Origin of the sequence: Comamonas squillarum (assembly GCF_025309455.1) — a bacterium.
GTDB classification, from domain to species: Bacteria; Pseudomonadota; Gammaproteobacteria; order Burkholderiales; family Burkholderiaceae_C; genus Comamonas; species Comamonas squillarum.
In genome coordinates this window covers 3,178,182-3,197,207 of record NZ_CP104377.1, presented here as the reverse complement: position 1 = coordinate 3,197,207, position 19,026 = coordinate 3,178,182, and the positions used below count along the sequence as shown (strand labels likewise).

The window sequence follows — 19,026 nt, the reverse complement described above, 5'->3', positions numbered from 1 at the left end:
GATCAACAAAGGATCAACCATGGCTCGCAAGACCCCCATCGAGCGCTACCGCAATATCGGTATTTCTGCGCACATCGACGCAGGTAAAACCACCACGACCGAACGTATCCTGTTTTACACCGGCGTGACCCACAAGCTGGGCGAAGTGCACGACGGCGCTGCTACCACCGACTGGATGGAGCAAGAGCAAGAGCGTGGCATTACCATCACTTCCGCTGCAGTGACCTGCTTCTGGAAGGGTATGGACATGTCCTACCCAGAACACCGCTTCAACATCATCGACACCCCCGGCCACGTTGACTTCACGATTGAAGTGGAACGTTCCATGCGCGTGCTCGACGGCGCTTGCATGGTGTACTGCGCTGTGGGTGGCGTGCAGCCCCAGTCCGAAACCGTGTGGCGTCAAGCCAACAAGTACAAGGTGCCACGTCTGGCCTTTGTGAACAAGATGGACCGCACCGGTGCCAACTTCTACAAGGTCTACGACCAGATGAAGCTGCGCCTGAAGGCCAACCCCGTGCCCGTGGTGATCCCAATCGGCGCTGAAGACAACTTCACCGGCGTGGTCGATCTGGTCAAGATGAAGGCCATCATCTGGGACGAAGCGTCCCAGGGCATGAAGTTCGAATACGCTGACATTCCTGCAGACCTGGTCGAGACCGCCAACAAGTGGCGTGAAAACCTGGTGGAATCGGCTGCCGAAGCGTCGGAAGAGCTGATGAACAAGTACCTGGAAGAAGGTACCTTGTCGGAAGAAGAAGTGAAGGCCGGTATCCGTGCCCGCACGCTGTCGACCGAAATCCAGCCTATGCTGTGCGGCACCGCGTTCAAGAACAAGGGTGTGCAGCGCATGCTGGACGCCGTGATCGACTACCTGCCTTCGCCAGTGGACATCCCTGACGTGGCTGGTACCGACCCAGAAGACGAAGAAAAGAAGCTGACCCGCAAGGCGGACGACGGCGAAAAGTTCTCTGCTCTGGCGTTCAAGCTGATGACCGACCCGTTCGTGGGCCAGTTGACCTTCGTGCGTGTGTACTCCGGCGTTCTGTCCAAGGGCGACACCGTGTACAACTCGGTCAAGGGCAAGAAAGAGCGTATCGGCCGTATCGTGCAGATGATGGCGAACGACCGTATCGAAGTGGACGAAATCCGCGCCGGTGACATCGCCGCTTGCGTGGGCCTGAAGGACGTGACCACCGGTGAAACCCTGTGTGACGTGGCTTCGCCTATCGTGCTCGAACGCATGGTGTTCCCAGAGCCCGTGATTGCACAGGCTGTGGAACCCAAGTCGAAGGCCGACCAGGAAAAGATGGGTATCGCTCTGTCGCGTCTGGCTGCAGAAGATCCATCGTTCCGCGTGCGCTCCGACGAAGAATCGGGTCAGACCATCATCGCCGGTATGGGCGAGCTGCACCTGGAAATTATCGTTGACCGCATGAAGCGTGAATTCAACGTGGAAGCCAACGTGGGCAAGCCCCAAGTGGCCTACCGCGAAACGATTCGCCAAAAGGTGGTGGACGTGGACGGCAAGTTCGTTCGCCAGTCCGGCGGTAAGGGCCAGTACGGTCACGTGGTGTTCACGGTTGAGCCGCAAGAGCCAGGCAAGGGCTTCGAGTTCGTCGACGCCATCAAGGGCGGTGTGGTTCCTCGCGAATACATCCCTGCGGTGGAAAAGGGCGTGATCGAAGCGCTGACCTCCGGCGTGCTGGCTGGCTACCCTGTGGTGGACGTCAAAGTGACGCTGACCTTCGGTTCGTACCACGATGTGGACTCGAACGAAATGGCGTTCAAGATGGCCGCTATCTTCGGTTTCAAGGAAGCTGCTCGCAAGGCCAGCCCCGTGATCCTCGAGCCCATGATGGCCGTGGAAGTGGAAACGCCTGAAGACTACGCCGGTACCGTGATGGGTGACTTGTCTTCCCGCCGCGGTATGGTGCAGGGCATGGACGACATGGTCGGTGGCGGCAAGGCCATCAAGGCAGAAGTGCCACTGTCCGAAATGTTCGGCTACGCCACGTCGCTGCGTTCGCAAACGCAAGGCCGCGCTACGTACACGATGGAGTTCAAGCACTACGCTGAAGCCCCACGTAATGTGGCAGAGGCTATTGTCGCTTCCCGCGCAAAGGCCTAAAATATGCGCCCGCACCTGGCTTGCCAGGTGCGGATCGCTTTTTTGTCTACGACCGGATGCCGCTTTGTTTCCTGTGCGAAGCGACCCAGCAATTCGGTGTAGACGTTAAACCCAACACAGGTTTTGCTCTTTATTTGGAGAATTCTCATGGCAAAAGGTAAATTCGAACGGACCAAGCCGCACGTCAACGTGGGCACCATTGGTCACGTGGACCACGGCAAGACCACGCTGACGGCTGCTATCGCAACCGTGCTGTCTGCCAAGTTCGGCGGCGAAGCCAAGAAGTACGACGAAATCGACGCTGCTCCTGAAGAAAAGGCACGCGGCATCACCATCAATACCGCACACGTTGAGTACGAAACGGCTAACCGCCACTACGCTCACGTGGACTGCCCAGGTCACGCCGACTATGTGAAGAACATGATCACCGGCGCTGCCCAGATGGACGGCGCTATTCTGGTGTGCTCGGCTGCTGACGGCCCCATGCCCCAGACCCGTGAACACATCCTGCTGGCTCGCCAGGTGGGCGTGCCTTACATCATCGTGTTCCTGAACAAGTGCGACATGGTGGATGACGAAGAGCTGCTGGAGCTGGTGGAAATGGAAGTCCGCGAACTGCTGGACAAGTACGATTTCCCAGGTGACGACACCCCCATCATCCGCGGCTCGGCTAAGCTGGCTCTGGAAGGCGACCAATCCGACAAGGGTGAACCCGCTATCCTGCGTCTGGCTGAAGCGCTGGACACCTACATCCCAACGCCAGAGCGCGCTGTGGACGGTGCTTTCCTGATGCCCGTGGAAGACGTGTTCTCCATCTCCGGTCGTGGTACCGTGGTGACCGGCCGTATCGAGCGCGGTATCATCAAGGTCGGCGAAGAAATCGAAATCGTCGGTATCAAGGACACCGTCAAGACCACCGTGACCGGCGTGGAAATGTTCCGCAAGCTGCTGGACCAAGGTCAAGCTGGTGACAACGTTGGCCTGCTGCTGCGCGGCACCAAGCGTGAAGACGTGGAGCGTGGCCAAGTGCTGTGCAAGCCTAACTCGATCAAGCCACACACTCACTTCACCGCTGAAGTGTATGTGCTGAGCAAGGACGAAGGCGGCCGCCACACCCCCTTCTTCAACAACTACCGTCCTCAGTTCTACTTCCGTACCACGGACGTGACCGGCGCCATCGAGCTGCCAGCTGACAAGGAAATGGTGATGCCTGGCGATAACGTGTCGATCACCGTCAAGCTGATCAACCCCATCGCTATGGAAGAAGGTCTGCGTTTCGCTATTCGCGAAGGCGGCCGTACCGTGGGCGCTGGCGTGGTTGCCAAGATCATTGCTTAATTCTTAGCACAACTGGGAATTAACCATGTCCAAGCAAAAAATCCGCATCCGCCTGAAGGCTTTCGATTACAAGTTGATCGACCAGTCCGCTGCTGAAATCGTTGAAACCGCCAAGCGCACCGGCGCGATTGTCAAGGGTCCAGTGCCACTGCCAACCCGCATGAAGCGTTTTGACATTCTGCGTTCGCCCCACGTGAACAAGACTTCGCGTGACCAGCTGGAAATCCGCACCCACCAACGCCTGATGGACATTGTCGATCCTACCGACAAGACCGTTGACGCGCTGATGAAGCTGGACCTGGCTGCCGGCGTGGACGTCGAAATCAAACTGCAATAAGGCCTGAAAGCCACACCTGCCGGTGTGGCTGCTTGTCCTTTCTAACGCGAACTTGCCTATTTGGGAAGTTCGCGTTAGAATTTATGGCTTCGTGATCTATACATCCAATGTGCCTGGCATTTTGGTGGTAAGAGGCGAAGTTTTTATTAACCTTCTTTCGTGCCTGTGGCGTCAAACCCAGGGGCAACACCGAGCCAATTGCAGTTTCGGTGGCGGAAGTTTTGGAGCAACAAATGAGTCAAAGCAACTCCCTCGGGTTGCTGGGCCGTAAGGTAGGCATGATGCGCCTGTTCACGGATGACGGCGATGCAGTGCCTGTCACCGTGGTGGATGTGTCTAACAACCGCGTGACCCAGGTCAAAACCCAAGAGAACGACGGCTACGTGGCCCTGCAGGTCACTTTTGGTCAACGCCGCGCTTCGCGCGTGACCAAGCCAGCCGCTGGCCACCTGGCCAAGGCAGGCGTGGAAGCTGGTGAAATCACCCAGGAATTCCGCGTTGAAGCTGACACCGCCGGCAAGTACGCCGCAGGTGCATCCTTGCCAGTGACCGAGATCTTCGCAGTGGGCCAAAAGGTCGACGTGCAAGGTACCTCGATCGGTAAGGGCTACGCCGGTACCATCAAGCGTCACAACTTCAAGTCGCAACGTGCTTCTCACGGTAACAGCCGTTCGCACAATGTTCCCGGCTCGATCGGTATGGCACAAGACCCAGGTCGCGTGTTCCCCGGTAAGCGCATGACCGGTCACATGGGCGATGAGACCGTGACTACCCAGAATCTCGACGTGGTTCGTATCGACGAAGCCCGTCAACTGCTGCTGATCAAGGGCGCAATCCCCGGTTCGAAGAATGGCTTCGTGACCGTGCGTCCTGCTGTCAAGGCAGCCGCTAAAGGAGCGAACTAATGAAGCTCGAACTCCTGAACGAACAAGGTAAGGCAGCCTCCCAAGTGGACGCTCCTGAGACCGTGTTTGGTCGCGATTTCAATGAAGACCTGATTCACCAGATCATCGTTGCTTACCGCGCCAACGGCCGTCAAGGCACACGCGCTCAAAAGGACCGCGAACAGGTCCGTCACACCACCGCCAAGCCTTTCAAACAAAAGGGTACTGGCCGTGCACGTGCTGGTATGTCGTCTTCGCCTCTGTGGCGTGGCGGCGGTCGCATCTTCCCGAATCTGCCTGATGAAAACTTCACGCAGAAGATCAACAAGAAGATGTACCGCGCCGGTATGGCATCCATCTTCTCGCAGCTGGCCCGTGAAGGCCGCCTGGCTGTGGTTGATTCGCTGACGGTTGATTCGCCCAAGACCAAGGTACTGGCTGACAAGTTCAAGTCCATGAACCTGGACTCGGTGATGGTGATCGCCGACGAAGTGGACGAAAACCTGTACCTCGCTTCGCGCAATCTGAAGAATGTGTTCGTGGTTGAGCCACGTTACGCTGATCCAGTGTCGCTGGTGCAATTCAAGAAAGTGCTCGTTACCAAGGGCGCTCTCGACAAACTCAAGGAGATGTTCGCATGAGCCGTGTGAACCCTACTCCCGCCGAACGCAAGTTCGACGAAGGTCGTCTGATGCAAGTGCTGGTTGCTCCTATCGTGTCCGAAAAGGCCACGCTGGTTGCTGAAAAGTCCAACGCTGTGACATTCAAGGTGCTGCAGAACGCCACCAAGCCCGAGATCAAGGCCGCTGTTGAGCTGCTGTTCAAGGTCGAAGTGAAGGGCGTGTCTGTGGTGAACACCAAGGGCAAGACCAAGCGCTTTGGCAAGACCATCGGCCGCCGCGACAACGTGCGCAAGGCTTATGTGCTGCTCAAGCCAGGTCAAGAGCTGAACCTCTCTGGGGAGGCTGCGTAATCATGGCTGTTATTAAGCTCAAACCAACTTCGCCCGGCCAACGCCATGTGGTGAAGGTGACCCGTGGCCATCTGCACAAGGGCGAAGGTTTCGCTCCTCTGCTGGAACCTCAGTTCCAAAAGGCAGGCCGCAACAACAACGGTCACATCACTACCCGTCACAAGGGCGGTGGTCACAAGCACCACTACCGTGTGGTGGACTTCAAGCGCACCAAGGACGGCATCCCCGCCAAGGTGGAACGCATTGAATACGATCCAAACCGTACCGCTCACATCGCTCTGGTGTGCTACGCAGACGGCGAGCGTCGTTATGTGATCGCTCCGCGTAACCTGGAAGTGGGCGCAACCATCATCAGTGGCTCTGAAGCACCGATCCGCGTGGGTAACACCCTGCCGATCCGCAACATCCCTGTGGGTTCGACCATTCACTGCATCGAGCTGAAGATCGGCGCTGGCGCACAAATCGCCCGTTCCGCTGGTACCTCGGCTACCCTGCTGGCTCGCGAAGGCGTTTACGCCCAAGTGCGTATGCGTTCGGGCGAAGTTCGCAAGATCCATATCGAATGCCGTGCAACCATCGGTGAAGTCGCCAACGAAGAACACAGCCTGCGCCAACTGGGCAAGGCCGGTGTCAAGCGTTGGATGGGTATTCGTCCTACCGTCCGCGGTGTGGTGATGAACCCTGTCGATCACCCACACGGTGGTGGTGAAGGCAAGACCGGTGAAGGCCGTCACGCAGTTGACCCATGGGGCAATCTGACGAAGGGCTACCGTACCCGTAACAACAAGCGCACACAGACCATGATCGTGTCGCGCCGTAAGAAGTAAGGGGTAGCAAATGACTCGTTCTCTTAAAAAGGGTCCGTTTGTTGACCATCACTTGCTGGCAAAGGTCGAAAAGGCCATCGCCACCAAGGACAAGAAACCAGTGAAGACCTGGTCGCGTCGCTCCATGGTTCTGCCCGATTTCATCGGTCTGACCATCGCCGTGCACAACGGCAAGCAACACGTACCGGTATATGTAACCGACCAGATGGTGGGCCACAAGCTCGGCGAATTCGCCCTGACGCGCACCTTCAAGGGTCACCCCGCTGATAAAAAAGCGAAACGATAAGGAGTAGACCATGTCTGAAACACGTGCAGTCCTCCGCGGCGTTCGCCTGTCGGTTGACAAAGGCCGTCTGGTTGCGGATCTGATTCGCGGCAAGAAGGTTGACCAAGCTCTGAACATTCTCGAATTCACGCAGAAAAAAGCTGCCGTGATCGTCAAGAAGGTTCTGGAGTCCGCTATCGCCAACGCTGAGCACAACGACGGCGCTGACATCGACGAATTGAAGGTCAAGACCATCTTCGTCGAGCAAGGCACCACGCTCAAGCGTTTTACCGCTCGCGCCAAGGGCCGCGGCAACCGCATCAGCAAGCCTACCTGCCACATTTATGTGACCGTGGGTAACTGAGGCCTAAAGGAAGAACATGGGACAAAAAATCCATCCTACCGGCTTCCGTCTGGCGGTCAGCCGTAACTGGTCTAGCCGCTGGTACGCAAGCAACCGTGATTTCGCCGGCATGCTGGCCGAAGACATCAAGGTTCGTGAGTACCTGAAAGAGAAGCTGAAGAACGCTGCCGTGGCACGCGTTCTGATCGAGCGTCCTGCCAAGAACGCCCGCATCACCATTTACTCGGCGCGTCCTGGTGTGGTGATCGGCAAGAAGGGTGAAGACATCGAGGCCCTGAAGAAGGAACTCGCTGCTCGCCTGGGCGTGCCAGTGGCTGTGAACATCGAAGAAGTGCGCAAGCCTGAAATCGATGCCCAGCTGATCGCTGACTCGATCACCCAGCAGCTCGAAAAGCGTATCCAGTTCCGTCGCGCCATGAAGCGTGCGATGCAGAATGCGATGCGTCTGGGCGCTCAAGGTATCAAGATCATGTCGTCGGGCCGTCTCAACGGTATCGAAATCGCACGTACCGAGTGGTACCGCGAAGGTCGTGTGCCACTGCACACCCTGCGCGCCGACATCGATTACGGCACCTCCGAAGCCAAGACCACCTACGGTGTGATCGGCGTGAAGGTGTGGGTCTACAAGGGTGACACTCTGGGTCGTAACGATCTGCCAGCCGCAGAAACGCCACGTCCTGAAGAAGAGCGTCGTCCACGTGGTCCTCGTCGTGACAACCGCAATGGCGATCGTCCATCGCGTGGCCCTCGTCGCCCCGCTGGTGGTAACACGGCTCCTGCAGACGGCAGCGACAAGCCCGCCGGCGCTGGTGCTGATTCCGTTAAGCGCGTTCGCAAGACTGACGCGCCCGCTACAGCAGCGGACGGTAAAGGAGAATAACTATGCTGCAACCTGCTCGCCGCAAATACCGCAAGGAGCAAAAGGGTCGCAACACTGGTATCGCAACCCGTGGTAACACGGTAGCGTTCGGTGATTTCGGCCTGAAATGCACGGACCGTGGCCGCCTGACGGCCCGCCAGATCGAGGCTGCACGTCGTGCAATCTCCCGTCACGTCAAGCGTGGTGGCCGTATCTGGATCCGCGTGTTCCCTGACAAGCCAATCTCGACCAAGCCAGCCGAAGTCCGTATGGGTAACGGTAAGGGCAACCCAGAGTACTACGTGGCTGAAATTCAGCCCGGTAAGATGGTGTTCGAAATCGTTGGCGTGCCCGAAGAACTGGCCCGCGAAGCGTTCCGCCTGGCTGCTGCCAAGCTGCCGCTGCGCACCACGTTCGTTACCCGTCAGCTTGGCGCTTAAATTCAGGAGAAATCGATATGACGAAAGCTGCTGAACTGCGCCAAAAAGACGTTGCTGGCCTGGAAGCCGAGATCAAGTCCTTGCAAAAGGCTCACTTTGGTCTGCGCATGCAAAAGGCAACGCAACAACTGGGCAACACCGCTACCATCAAGGCTACCCGCCGCGATGTGGCACGTGCCAAGACCATTCTTGCTGAAAAGCAAGCCGCCAAGTAATAGGAGCCGACATGACGGAAGCTAAAAAATCCCTCAAGCGCACCTTGATTGGCAAGGTGGTCAGCGATAAGCGTGAAAAGACCGTGACCGTTCTGGTAGAACGTCGCGTGAAGCACCCCATCTACGACAAGATCATGATCAAGTCCAGCAAGTACCACGCCCACGACGAAAAGGGCGAGTACAACACCGGCGATACGATCGAGATCACCGAGAGCCGTCCGCTCTCCAAGACCAAGAACTGGGTTGCTACCCGCTTGGTGCAAAAGGCTGCTTTGGTTTAAGTCTTTTGCGACTTGCACCAACGTAACTTCAAAAACGACCCACAATCTGTGGGTCGTTTTTTTATGCCCGTTTTGGCCCTCCGGCCGGCGGGATCACTGCCTGATGGGCAATTTACAAGGAGTACACCATGATCAAAGTTGGCGATTCGCTTCCCTCTGCAACCCTGAGCGAGTTTGTGGCGGTCGAAGGCAATGGCTGCAGCCTGGGCCCCAATGCCTTTGATGTGAGCAAGGAAGCGGCTGGCAAGACCATCGCTTTGTTTGCGGTGCCCGGCGCTTTCACGCCGACCTGCTCGGCCAAGCACCTGCCTGGCTACGTGGAAAAGGCAGACGCCTTCAAGGCCGCCGGTGTGGATGAAATCTGGTGCCTGTCCGTCAATGACGCCTTTGTGATGGGCGCTTGGGGCAAGGACCAGCACACCGAAGGCAAGGTGCGCATGATTGGTGACGGCGATGCCGCCTTTGCCAAGGCCACCGGCCTGACGCTGGACCTCAACGGCAAGGGCCTGGGCCTGCGCAGCAACCGCTACTCCATGCTGGTCAAGGATGGCAAGGTGGTGCAGCTGAACGTGGAAGCCCCTGGCCAGTTCACGGTCAGCGATGCCGACACCATCCTGGCCCAAGCCAAGCAGGCCTAAGGCCACATCGGGCTGCTGCTGCGCTGCAAGGCGTTGCAGGGCCTGGCCGGAATGCACAAAGCACGCCTAGGCGTGCTTTTTTGTGGCTGGCAGCGGTATCTGCAGTGCGCTGTTCCTAGCGCAGCGGTCAGGGATGGACGTCGGCCTTGAGGTAGTGCGTACCGGCGACGGGGTTGTGGTAGTAGGGCGGAATCTCTTCAAAGCCAAAATCGGCATAGAGCGCGCGGGCCGACTCCATGCTGTCCAACGTGTCGAGCAGGATGCAGTCATATCCCAGGCGGATCGCGCTGGCCATGGTGTAGTCCACCAGCTGGCGGCCCAGGCCAAAGCCCCGGAAGGCCTTGCGCACATAGAGGCGCTTCATCTCGCAGGCGTTGCTGTAGTCCACGTCGTCCATGGGCCGCAGCGCGCAGCAGCCGGCGACCGAGCCTTCCACCAGCGCCAGCACCAGGTCGCCGCGTGGGTCGCCATATTCGCCGGGCAGCTCGGCCAGCTCTTCCTCAAAACCCTGGAAACCCAGATCAATATCCAGTGACTGGGCATATTCCCGAAAGATCTCGCGGGTCACGGCGAGCTCTTCCGGTGTGGTGGGGTGCAGGAACGTTATCTCAGGTCGGTCCACAGCGGCGGCGCTTAGTCAAGGAATGTGCAGTGTAGCGCCCGCGCCATCGCAGGCGCCATTGAAAAACCGCCTATCAAGGGCGGTTTTCTTGGGGGGGTGCTGCAAAGGTTCAGGTCTCTGCGAGCAGCTTGTCGATCAGCTTGTGCAGCTCCTCAAAATTGGGCGCGCCCACATAGCGCTTGACCACCTGGCCCTGCTTGTTCACGACAAAGGTGGTCGGGGTGAGTTGGATGTCGCCCCAGTCCTTGGCAATCTGGCCGGTGTTGTCGATCGCGACCTTGAAAGGCAGCTTGCGCGACTCTGCAAAGTTGACGACATAGCTGGGCGGGTCGTAGTGCATGGCCACTGCCATGGTGTCGTAGCCACGGTCCTTGTACTTGTCGTAGGTCTTGATGATCTCGGGCATTTCCGCTACGCAGGTGGTGCAGCTGGTGGCCCAGAAGTTCACCAGGGTGACCTTGCCCTTCATGTCGGCCGTCGTCTGCGTGCTGCCGTTGAGCAGCACAAACCGGCTCTCGGGCGCGGCCGCCTGCCCCGTGCCCTGGTAGACAAAGGCACCAATGCCAATCGCCGCAGCGATGGCCAGCGTGGTGAGGACGGTGGTGGAGGTTTTTCGGGACATGGTGCTCGGAGTCAAGGCGGTGCCGAAAGTTCGGCGCTGTGGTCATTATGCGACCAGTGTTGCTGACGGGCGCAGTAAGCTGGCCATACCTGCGCGCACGGCTTGACCATCACAGTGCCGTGCCCATAATGGCCGGATGCCCCTGGCCCGCCGCCTGATCCTCACCACTGCCATGCTGCTGGCCGCCTGCAGCCCGGCGCTGAACTGGCGCGTGGTGCGCCTGGCCGATGCACCGCTGGACCTGATGCTGCCCTGCAAGCCTGACCGTGCGGTGCGTGAGCTGGCCTGGGGCACGCAGACCTTGGCCGTGTCGATGGTAGGCTGCAAGGCCGACGGGGCGACCTATGCACTGGCCCATGTGGCCCTGGCGCAGCCGCAGGATGCGGCCTCGGTGATGGTTGACTGGCAAAAGGCACTGCACCAGCAGCTGCAGATCGCCGATGCCTGGCAGCCGCTGCCCGGCGAGACCTTTGTACTGCCCGGTACCTTGGCGCTGCCCCAGGCACGCCAGCTGCAGTGGCAGGGCCGCAATGACCAGGGGCGCACCGTGTATGCGAATGCACGCTGGTTTGCGCGCGCCGAAGGGCCGCAGGTGCGCGTGTACCAGGCCCTGGTGCTGTCCGCTGAGCCTTTGGCCGCTGAGGCGCTGCAGAGCTTTGTCCAAGGTCTGCAGCTGCGTTAGGAGTCGCCGGATTGGCCACGGGCCAGCCCGGGCGCTTGGCTAAGCAACACTACCAATGTTGCAGTGCCGCAAAATCGCTACACTGGTGCAGGGTACAGCAGGGCCGGGATTGCCGCCTGCTGCATGCCCATTCACAGAACTTCTGGGTTTTTGATTTGATGAGCAACCGGATATTGTTGATCGCCCATGCACCGCTGGCCCAGGCGCTGGCGCAATGCGCCGCGCATGTGTTCCCCGACAGCGGAGAGCACCTGATGGCGCTGGATGTGCCTGCCAGCGCCGATCCGGTGGCCTGCCTGCAGGAGGCGCGGGCCATGCTCGACCACAGCCACAGCGGCCCCGTGCTGGTGCTGAGCGACGTGTTTGGCGCGACCCCGCATAATATTGCCCAGGAGCTGGCCAAGCGCCGCGCATCTACAAGGCTGGTGGCCGGTGTCAACCTGCCGATGCTGCTGCGCGCGCTGTGCTATCGCCAAGAAGCGCTGGACAGCCTCGTGGCCCGGGCGATTGCAGGGGGCAGCCAGGGCATTATGCAGGTGACGCAGAACACGCCACAGAACCAAAATATCCGAGCACATGATCAAGACCGCAGTCACCATCAGCAATAAACTGGGCCTGCATGCCCGTGCGTCTGCCAAACTCACCAAGCTGGCCGGCAGTTTTGCCTGCGAGGTTTGGATCACGCGGGGCGAGCGCCGCGTCAATGCCAAAAGCATCATGGGCGTGATGATGCTGGCCGCCGGCATCGGCACCGAGGTGACCATCGAGACCGATGGCGCCGATGAGCAGCAGGCCATGGATGCCTTGCTGGCCCTCATCAACGACAAATTCGGCGAAGGCGAATAAGGCGCAGCCTGGCGTCTGCAGCGGCGCGGGCTCGCTTTTCGCACCGGCCACGACCTTCCAGGCACGCCGCTGCCTGTCGGTGCTGGCAGGTTGCCCAGCTGGCACTGGCATGCGCCGCTCTTTACCTGAACGCCCGCCTTTCCCTGCGCTTTACCAGCCCCCGTGCTTGTACAGTCTTCTGAGACAGGCGTATAAATCAGCTTGGCGCAACGAGCGCGCCAGCGAAGAGGAAGATCCGCATGACATTTGCCATCCATGGAATTGCAGTGGCCCGGGGGATTGCCATTGGCCGGGCCGTCATGGCGGCGTCCAGCCACCTGGAGGTGACCCATTACCTGATCGAGCCCGACCAGGTGGCGCGCGAGATCGAGCGTGTGCGCAAAGGGCGGCTGGCAGTGATCGAAGAGCTGCAGCGCCTGCGCGGCGACCTGGGGGTCGATGCCCCGCAGGAGCTCGAGCCGCTCCTGGATGTGCACCTGATGCTGGTGCAGGACGACATGCTGTCCTCGGGCGTGCGCCAGCTGATCAGCGAGCGCCTCTACAACGCCGAATGGGCGCTGACCGCGCAGCTGGAGCTGCTGTGCCGCCAGTTTGACGAGATGGACGACGAGTACCTGCGTGAGCGCAAAGGCGATCTCGAGCAGGTGGTCGAGCGCGTGCTGCGCCATATGCGTGGCGTCTCCAGCCCGGTGGCGGCGCCCGTCAGCACGCCGCTGGGCGTGCAGGAGGGGCAGCACGACTGGGTGGCCGATGAGCGCGATGCGCCGATGGTGCTGATCGCCAATGACCTCTCGCCGGCCGACATGCTGCAGTTCAAGCAAAGCGTGTTTTCCGGGTTCGTCACGGCCGTGGGCGGCAAGACCAGCCACACCGCCATCGTCGCGCGCAGCATGGATATTCCGGCCGTGGTGGGCGCACGCACGGCCAGCCAGCTCATCCGCGCCGATGACTGGGTCATCATCGACGGCGATGCCGGGGAGGTGATTGTCGATCCCTCGCCGATCCTGCTGGAGGAGTACCGCTTCAAGCAGCGCCAGATGCGCCTGGAGCGCGAGCGCCTCTCGCGCCTGCGCGATACGCCCTCCATCACCATCGATGGCGAGCGCATCGAGCTGCTGGCCAATATCGAGCAACCCGGCGATGGCCCGGCCGCAGTTAAAGCGGGTGCCGTGGGCGTGGGGCTGTTCCGCACCGAATTTCTCTTCATGGGGCGGAGCGGCAAGGTGCCCGATGAAGAAGAGCAGTACCGCGCCTACCGCGAAGCGCTCGAGGGCATGCAGGGCATGCCGGTGACGATTCGCACACTCGACGTGGGCGCCGACAAGCCGCTGGACAAGGCCCAGCCCAAGGACTACTACCTCAACCCGGCGCTGGGCTTGCGCGCCATCCGCTTCAGCCTGGCCGACCCGGACATGTTCCGCACCCAGCTGCGCGCCATCTTGCGCGCCGCAGCGCACGGCCCGGTGCAATTGCTGTTTCCAATGCTCGCCCATGTCAGCGAGATCAAGCAGACCCTGGCGCTGGTCGAGCAAGCCTCGCAGGAGCTGCGCGAGCGCAATGTGCCCCAGGGCCTGGTCAAGCTGGGCGCGATGATCGAGATACCGGCCGCAGCACTGACGGTGCGCACCTTTTTGAAGTACTTCGATTTCCTCTCGATCGGCACCAACGATCTGATCCAGTACACGCTGGCGATCGACCGGGCCGATGAGGCGGTGTCGCAGCTCTACGACCCCTTCCACCCCGCCGTGCTGCGCCTGGTGGCCGAGGTCATCCAGGCGGCCAACGCCGCCGGCAAGGATGTCTGCGTCTGCGGCGAAATGGCCGGCGATACCGCGATGACCCGCTTGCTGCTGGGCCTGGGGCTGCGCAGCTTTTCGATGCAGCCCGCGCAGATCCTGGCCATCAAGCAGCAGGTGCTGCGGGCCGATACGCGGCGCCTGGTGGGCTGGGCCCAGCAGGTCGTCGATGCCGAGAATCCGGCCGATCTGTTGGAGAGCTAAGGCCTTCGCAGGGATTACTCCGCCGGCGTGCGAAAGCGGCTGCGGTACTGGCCCGGTGTCGTGCCCAGCTGGCGGCGAAACGCGCGCTGCAGCGTGTCGGTGGTGTTGAAGCCGCAGGTCTGGGCCACCCGCTCCAGCGGGGCATCGGTGGCCTCGAGCTGCTGGCGGGCTGCCTCCACCCGCGCAGCTTCCAGGTAGGCGGCCGGTGTCATGCCCAGCTCGGTCTTGAAGATACGGGCCAGCTGCCGGTCGCTCACATGCATCTGCTCGGCCAGGTCGGGCATCGACAGCGGCTGGCCCAGGTGCTCGGCGATGTACTGGCGCAGCTTGTCCATGCGGCGCGTGCTCGACAGCGGCTCGAGCATCACGCTGAACTGGCTCTGCCCGCCGGGGCGTTTCAAGAACATCACCAGCTGGCGCGCCACGCGCATCGCCAAGGTGTTGCCAAAATCCTCGGCCACCAAGGCCAGCGCCAGGTCCAGGCAGGTGGTCAGGCCCGCACCGGTCCAGATGTGGCCCTGCTGGATGTAGATGCGGTCGGCATCGACGCGGATGCCGGGATGGTCCTGGGCCAGCTGCGCGGCCGTGGACCAGTGCGTTGTGGCCTCCCTGCCGTCGAGCAGGCCGGCGGCGGCCAGAATATGGGCGCCGACACAGACCGAGGCCACGCGCCGGGACTGTCCCGCCAACGTCTGCACCCATTGGACGACAGCCGGATCGGCCAGCGCCTGCACGCGGCCCTTGGCATCGGTGTCGACCGAGCCCGGCACGATCAAGGTATCAATGGCCTGGTGCTGCAGGCTATCCAGGCGTATGTCGGGCAGCACGCGCACGCCTGCAGCGGTGGTGACCGGGTCCAGTGACTCTGCAGCCAGCAGCACCTGGTAGCCGCAGGGCGCTTCCATCTCGCGCTGCAGCAATGCAAATACCTCGGGCGGGCCGCTGATGTCGAGCAGGTCAACCCGGTCAAACAACACGATCACCATCAGGCGTTCAGGGTGCGGCATGCGTTCTTTCGTTCAAGGCGGGTGTCGGTTTCTGCGGCAAAGACGGCATTGTCCGAAGCGGGGGCTGTCCCTAAGATGCATCCATGCCGCCACCACTGCCGGTGGCGGTCAACCCTCTACACCAGGCCACCACCATGCATACCAGCACTTTACGCGAACTCAACCAACTTGACGCCAAGCCCGCGGTCCTGGCCCAGTCGACCCTGATTCTGGTCGACTACCAGAACACCTACACCCAGGGCGTGATGGCGCTCGAAGGCTGGGAGGCCGCGCTGGACGCCGCATCCCGCCTGCTGGCCCAGGCCCGCGCGGTCGGCGCCAAGGTGATCCATGTGATGCATGATGGCGGCGCGGGCTCGCCGTATGACATCCGCGCCGAGATCGGCCAGATCCATGCCAGCGTGGCGCCGCAGGCCGGGGAGCCGGTCGTCGTCAAGACCGCTCCCAATTCCTTCCACAACACCGATCTGGCCGAGCACGTCGATGCTGCCGGCAACGCGCAGCTGGTGATCATCGGTTTCATGAGCCATATGTGCGTCACCTTCACCGCCGAAGGCGCCTTCCTGCGCGGCAAGCGCGCCACCGTCGTTGCCAATGCCTGTGCCACCCGCGCGCTGCAGTCGGCTGCCGGTTCGGTCTCTGCCGTGCAACTGCACCAAAGCGCGATGGCCACCATCGGCGACCTGTATGCGGTGGTGGTGGGCAGCAGCGCGGCGCTGGGTTAAGACTGCGACTCTGGCGCGAGCCCCAACGCAAAAAGGCTGCCCGGTAGGCAGCCTTTTGCTGTGATGAACACCGCGCGTTTACACGCCAGCCGCGTGTGCCTGCTGGTCGGCGTGGTAGCTCGAGCGCACCATCGCGCCCACGGCGGCATGGGTGAAGCCCATCTTGTAGGCCTCTTCTTCAAACATCTTGAAGGTGTCGGGGTGCACATAGCGGCGCACCGGCAGGTGGCTGTTCGAGGGAGCCAGGTACTGGCCGATGGTCAGCATGTCGATGTTGTGGGCGCGCATGTCGCGCATCACCTGCAGGATTTCCTCATCCGTCTCGCCCAGGCCGACCATGATGCCGCTCTTGGTCGGCACGCTCGGATGCAGGTCCTTGAACTTCTTGAGCAGGTTCAGGCTGAACTGGTAGTCGGAGCCGGGGCGCGCTTCCTTGTACAGGCGCGGTGCGGTTTCCAGGTTGTGGTTCATCACATCGGGTGGGGCAGCCTTGAGGATTTCCAGCGCGCGGTCATCGCGGCCGCGGAAGTCCGGCACCAGGATCTCGATCTGGGTCGTGGGCGAGAGCTCGCGGATGTTCTTGATGCACTCGACAAAGTGGCCCGAGCCGCCGTCGCGCAGGTCATCGCGGTCGACGCTGGTGATCACCACATACTTGAGGCGCAGTGCGGCAATGGTGCGCGCCAGGTTCAGCGGCTCGTTCAGATCGAGCGGGTCGGGGCGGCCATGGCCCACGTCGCAGAACGGGCAGCGGCGCGTGCACTTGTCGCCCATGATCATGAAGGTCGCCGTGCCCTTGCCAAAGCACTCGCCGATGTTGGGGCAGCTGGCCTCTTCGCAGACGGTGTGCAGGTTGTTCTGGCGCAGGATGTCCTTGATCTCGTAGAAACGGGTCGTGGGGCTGCCGGCCTTGACGCGGATCCAATCGGGCTTTTTCAGCACCTCGGCTTGCTGGACCTTGACGGGGATGCGCGCCAGTTTGGCGGCCGCCTTTTGCTTGGCCAGCGGGTTGTAGGTGGCAGCGGACTGTGCTTCGCGCACGACTTCATTGGTGCTCATGATGCTCACTTTAGTTGTTTCACCGCGTTCTGTGCGAGATGCACGCACAAACCCGCTGGGGCCGTAGGCTCTGAGCAAGAACGGCCCGAGGCTGCTGCGCCGCCCCTTGGTGGGGACCAGGGCGTGCGCTGCGGCACCCGCTTATGCAGAACCGGCAGTCGCCAAGCGGGAGGACAGCTCGCGCGCCAAGGTCTTGGCCACGTCCTCCCAGTCGGCGTTAACCCCAATTGTAGAAAGATCGACGGTTTGCAGCCCGGCATAGCCGCAAGGGTTGATGCGGTGGTAGGGTTCCAGGTCCATCTTTACATTCAGGGCCACACCATGGTAGCTGCAGTGGCGGGTGATCTTGATGCCCAGCGCGGCAATCTTGCCCAGGCCGTCAAACACCGGCTCGGGTGCGGGGCTGGTGCCATCGCGCTGCACCGGGCGCTGGGCCAGCATCGCGTGGGAGAAGGGGTCATCGAGGCGCACATAGATGCCGGGGGCCCCCGCCACGCGGTGGCCGGTAACGCCCAGCGAGGCGAGGGTGCGGATCACCGCCTCTTCAATGCGGAACACATATTCTTTGACGAAGTAGCCGGCACGCTGCAGATCGATCAGCGGGTAAGCGACCACTTGCCCCGGGCCATGGTAGGTGACCTGGCCGCCCCGGTTGGTTTGTACCACTGGAATGTCGCCTGTATGCAACAGATGGCTGGGCAGGCCCGCAATGCCCTGGGTGAAAGTGGCCGCATGCTCACACATCCACAGCTCATCGGGCGTTTGCGGCGTGCGCTGCGCAGTGAATTGCTGCATGGCGTGCAGCGTGGTCTCGTAATCGGCCTGGCCAAGAAAGCGGGTCTGCATGGCGAAAAGCGGCCGCAACGGGCCGGCAAGGTTCACAAAGGTGACAACAAGGTGCGCTTACAGTACGACCTTGACCAGGGGGCTGGAGGTGAGCGCCCGGTAGAGGTTGTCGAGCTGTTCGCGGCTGGTGGCCGTCACGGTGATGGTGACACCCAGGTACTTGTCGCCGCTGCTGGGGCGCAGCTCTACCTTGCTGGCGTCGAAGAAAGGGTCGTGTTCCTTGGCGATGGCGGTGACCGCGTGGACAAAGCCGTCCTGGTTGAGCCCCATCACTTTAATCGGAAAGTCTGAGGGGTATTCGATCAGGGAATCTTTGCGAGGATCGGTGCCGGAATCGCTGGGGTCTGCAGCAGGTGTGTTGGTGCTCATTTTGCTATTAAAACAGAAGCTTGCAAGTGATGTGCCATCAGTCGATAAGCCATCTTCATGGTGTGGAATTTGTCGGATGCAGCTGACGTCAAAAGGGGCTGGATGGGGGCTTGTGTGCCGCAAAAAAACAGACGCGCAACAAAACGCTTCCCGTTTGCAACGGGTTTATCCTTATAATCGCAGGCTTTGGCTAGGTTGTTCTGCCCGGGAGCCAACACTATGACAACAAATGCTCCACAAGAAGAACATGTGGCCGAAGAATCGGACTTCAAGCCCCTGACTGCTCAAGAAGCAGCAGAGTGGCGCCAGCGCCATCCGCCGGTATCGGTGGTGCGTGTGGTGAAGTGGCAGCTGGTTGTCGGGGTGGTGCTCACCGTGTTGGTGGGTCTGGTGACGCAGCGGGCCGGATGGATGTGGTCGGTGGCATACGGTGCGGCGGCGGTGGTGATTCCTGCTGCCTTTTTTGCACGTGGATTGCGGCTGCATCTGGGGGCTGGGCAAGAGAATCTTGCGATGGTCCGGTTCTTTGGTTTGGAGATCGCAAAATTGGTGCTGACCGTGGTGCTGCTACTGCTGGCGCCCCTGGTGGTGCCGGGACTCAACTGGTTGGCGCTGGTGTTGGGTCTGGTTGTAGTGATGAAGACGTACTGGTTGGCGCTTTGGCTGCTGACCAGATCTGCAAAAATTTTGTAATTG

General features: G+C 60.9%; 26 protein-coding genes. 20 read left to right on the top strand and 6 right to left on the bottom strand.

Going from position 1 to position 19,026, the window contains the following annotated elements; all coding sequences use genetic code 11:
• The first annotated feature begins 19 nt into the window (after positions 1-19).
• The 14 genes from fusA (at position 20) to N4T19_RS14795 (ending at position 9,552) form a co-directional block, all read left to right on the top strand.
• Positions 20-2,131 carry an elongation factor G gene (gene fusA / locus N4T19_RS14860; protein WP_182344014.1) on the top strand — a complete coding sequence of 704 codons (2,112 nt, stop codon included), beginning with the start codon at positions 20-22 and terminating at the stop codon, positions 2,129-2,131.
• 147 nt (positions 2,132-2,278) lie between these two features.
• Positions 2,279-3,469 (top strand): elongation factor Tu, encoded by a 1,191-nt coding sequence (gene tuf, locus N4T19_RS14855; protein ID WP_116926819.1) that lies wholly within the window; start codon positions 2,279-2,281, stop codon positions 3,467-3,469.
• 25 nt (positions 3,470-3,494) lie between these two features.
• Positions 3,495-3,806: a 30S ribosomal protein S10 gene (gene rpsJ, locus N4T19_RS14850; RefSeq protein ID WP_021025591.1), complete on the top strand. Its 312-nt coding sequence runs from the start codon at positions 3,495-3,497 to the stop codon at positions 3,804-3,806.
• 233 nt (positions 3,807-4,039) lie between these two features.
• Positions 4,040-4,711 carry a 50S ribosomal protein L3 gene (rplC, locus tag N4T19_RS14845; RefSeq protein ID WP_021025592.1) on the top strand — a complete coding sequence of 224 codons (672 nt, stop codon included), beginning with the start codon at positions 4,040-4,042 and terminating at the stop codon, positions 4,709-4,711.
• Complete coding sequence (gene rplD / locus N4T19_RS14840; RefSeq protein WP_021025593.1) at positions 4,711-5,331, top strand: 50S ribosomal protein L4; 621 nt, start codon at positions 4,711-4,713, stop codon at positions 5,329-5,331. The genes rplC and rplD overlap by 1 nt, the downstream gene beginning before the upstream one ends.
• A complete protein-coding gene (rplW, locus tag N4T19_RS14835; RefSeq protein WP_021025594.1) occupies positions 5,328-5,663 on the top strand; it encodes a 50S ribosomal protein L23 in 336 nt (111 codons plus the stop codon). The genes rplD and rplW overlap by 4 nt, the downstream gene beginning before the upstream one ends.
• 2 nt (positions 5,664-5,665) lie before the next feature.
• Positions 5,666-6,490 (top strand): 50S ribosomal protein L2, encoded by an 825-nt coding sequence (rplB, locus tag N4T19_RS14830; RefSeq protein WP_021025595.1) that lies wholly within the window; start codon positions 5,666-5,668, stop codon positions 6,488-6,490.
• Between the two features lie 10 nt (positions 6,491-6,500).
• On the top strand, positions 6,501-6,776 hold the full coding sequence (gene rpsS, locus N4T19_RS14825) for a 30S ribosomal protein S19 (protein WP_027010580.1): 276 nt from the start codon (positions 6,501-6,503) through the stop codon (positions 6,774-6,776).
• 10 nt (positions 6,777-6,786) lie between these two features.
• On the top strand, positions 6,787-7,119 hold the full coding sequence (rplV, locus tag N4T19_RS14820) for a 50S ribosomal protein L22 (protein WP_021025597.1): 333 nt from the start codon (positions 6,787-6,789) through the stop codon (positions 7,117-7,119).
• 16 nt (positions 7,120-7,135) lie between these two features.
• Positions 7,136-7,999 carry a 30S ribosomal protein S3 gene (gene rpsC / locus N4T19_RS14815; protein ID WP_021025598.1) on the top strand — a complete coding sequence of 288 codons (864 nt, stop codon included), beginning with the start codon at positions 7,136-7,138 and terminating at the stop codon, positions 7,997-7,999.
• Positions 8,000-8,001: 2 nt separating this feature from the next.
• Positions 8,002-8,418 carry a 50S ribosomal protein L16 gene (rplP, locus tag N4T19_RS14810; protein ID WP_021025599.1) on the top strand — a complete coding sequence of 139 codons (417 nt, stop codon included), beginning with the start codon at positions 8,002-8,004 and terminating at the stop codon, positions 8,416-8,418.
• Positions 8,419-8,435: 17 nt separating this feature from the next.
• Positions 8,436-8,633: a 50S ribosomal protein L29 gene (rpmC, locus tag N4T19_RS14805; RefSeq protein WP_021025600.1), complete on the top strand. Its 198-nt coding sequence runs from the start codon at positions 8,436-8,438 to the stop codon at positions 8,631-8,633.
• An 11-nt stretch (positions 8,634-8,644) separates the two neighbouring features.
• Positions 8,645-8,914, top strand: a complete 270-nt coding sequence (rpsQ, locus tag N4T19_RS14800; RefSeq protein WP_021025601.1) for a 30S ribosomal protein S17 — start codon at positions 8,645-8,647, stop codon at positions 8,912-8,914.
• 128 nt (positions 8,915-9,042) lie between these two features.
• Positions 9,043-9,552 carry a peroxiredoxin gene (locus tag N4T19_RS14795; RefSeq protein WP_116926821.1) on the top strand — a complete coding sequence of 170 codons (510 nt, stop codon included), beginning with the start codon at positions 9,043-9,045 and terminating at the stop codon, positions 9,550-9,552.
• A gap of 127 nt (positions 9,553-9,679) precedes the next feature.
• Here the strand turns inward: N4T19_RS14795 and N4T19_RS14790 are convergent, their stop codons facing one another.
• Positions 9,680-10,174, bottom strand: a complete 495-nt coding sequence (locus tag N4T19_RS14790; RefSeq protein ID WP_116926822.1) for a GNAT family N-acetyltransferase — start codon at positions 10,172-10,174, stop codon at positions 9,680-9,682.
• Positions 10,175-10,283: 109 nt separating this feature from the next.
• Entirely contained in the window at positions 10,284-10,796 is a 513-nt protein-coding gene (locus N4T19_RS14785) for a TlpA family protein disulfide reductase (protein ID WP_116926823.1), read from the bottom strand.
• A 136-nt stretch (positions 10,797-10,932) separates the two neighbouring features.
• Between N4T19_RS14785 and N4T19_RS14780 the strand changes: the two genes are divergently transcribed.
• From N4T19_RS14780 to ptsP, 4 genes are all read left to right on the top strand, one after another.
• The gene (locus N4T19_RS14780; RefSeq protein ID WP_116926824.1) at positions 10,933-11,478 is read left to right on the top strand and encodes a hypothetical protein; all 546 of its coding nucleotides are present in this window, start codon (positions 10,933-10,935) and stop codon (positions 11,476-11,478) included.
• Between the two features lie 158 nt (positions 11,479-11,636).
• Positions 11,637-12,086, top strand: a complete 450-nt coding sequence (locus N4T19_RS14775; protein ID WP_116926825.1) for a PTS sugar transporter subunit IIA — start codon at positions 11,637-11,639, stop codon at positions 12,084-12,086.
• A complete protein-coding gene (locus N4T19_RS14770) occupies positions 12,055-12,324 on the top strand; it encodes an HPr family phosphocarrier protein (RefSeq protein WP_116926826.1) in 270 nt (89 codons plus the stop codon). Before N4T19_RS14775 ends, N4T19_RS14770 begins: the two co-directional genes overlap by 32 nt.
• A gap of 239 nt (positions 12,325-12,563) precedes the next feature.
• Entirely contained in the window at positions 12,564-14,324 is a 1,761-nt protein-coding gene (gene ptsP / locus N4T19_RS14765) for a phosphoenolpyruvate--protein phosphotransferase (RefSeq protein WP_116926827.1), read from the top strand.
• Positions 14,325-14,338: 14 nt separating this feature from the next.
• Here the strand turns inward: ptsP and N4T19_RS14760 are convergent, their stop codons facing one another.
• The gene (locus tag N4T19_RS14760; protein WP_260718433.1) at positions 14,339-15,331 is read right to left on the bottom strand and encodes a GlxA family transcriptional regulator; all 993 of its coding nucleotides are present in this window, start codon (positions 15,329-15,331) and stop codon (positions 14,339-14,341) included.
• Between the two features lie 134 nt (positions 15,332-15,465).
• On the opposite strand from N4T19_RS14760, the gene N4T19_RS14755 reads away from it, so the two are divergent.
• Positions 15,466-16,056 (top strand): cysteine hydrolase family protein, encoded by a 591-nt coding sequence (locus N4T19_RS14755; RefSeq protein WP_116926860.1) that lies wholly within the window; start codon positions 15,466-15,468, stop codon positions 16,054-16,056.
• Between the two features lie 78 nt (positions 16,057-16,134).
• Here the strand turns inward: N4T19_RS14755 and lipA are convergent, their stop codons facing one another.
• The 3 genes from lipA to N4T19_RS14740 form a co-directional block, all read right to left on the bottom strand.
• The gene (gene lipA / locus N4T19_RS14750; protein WP_116926861.1) at positions 16,135-17,115 is read right to left on the bottom strand and encodes a lipoyl synthase; all 981 of its coding nucleotides are present in this window, start codon (positions 17,113-17,115) and stop codon (positions 16,135-16,137) included.
• Between the two features lie 141 nt (positions 17,116-17,256).
• Positions 17,257-17,961 (bottom strand): lipoyl(octanoyl) transferase LipB, encoded by a 705-nt coding sequence (gene lipB, locus N4T19_RS14745; protein WP_116926829.1) that lies wholly within the window; start codon positions 17,959-17,961, stop codon positions 17,257-17,259.
• Positions 17,962-18,018: 57 nt separating this feature from the next.
• Entirely contained in the window at positions 18,019-18,330 is a 312-nt protein-coding gene (locus tag N4T19_RS14740; protein WP_116926830.1) for a YbeD family protein, read from the bottom strand.
• Between the two features lie 219 nt (positions 18,331-18,549).
• Between N4T19_RS14740 and N4T19_RS14735 the strand changes: the two genes are divergently transcribed.
• Complete coding sequence (locus tag N4T19_RS14735; protein WP_021025613.1) at positions 18,550-19,023, top strand: ATP synthase subunit I; 474 nt, start codon at positions 18,550-18,552, stop codon at positions 19,021-19,023.
• Positions 19,024-19,026: the final 3 nt, after the last annotated feature.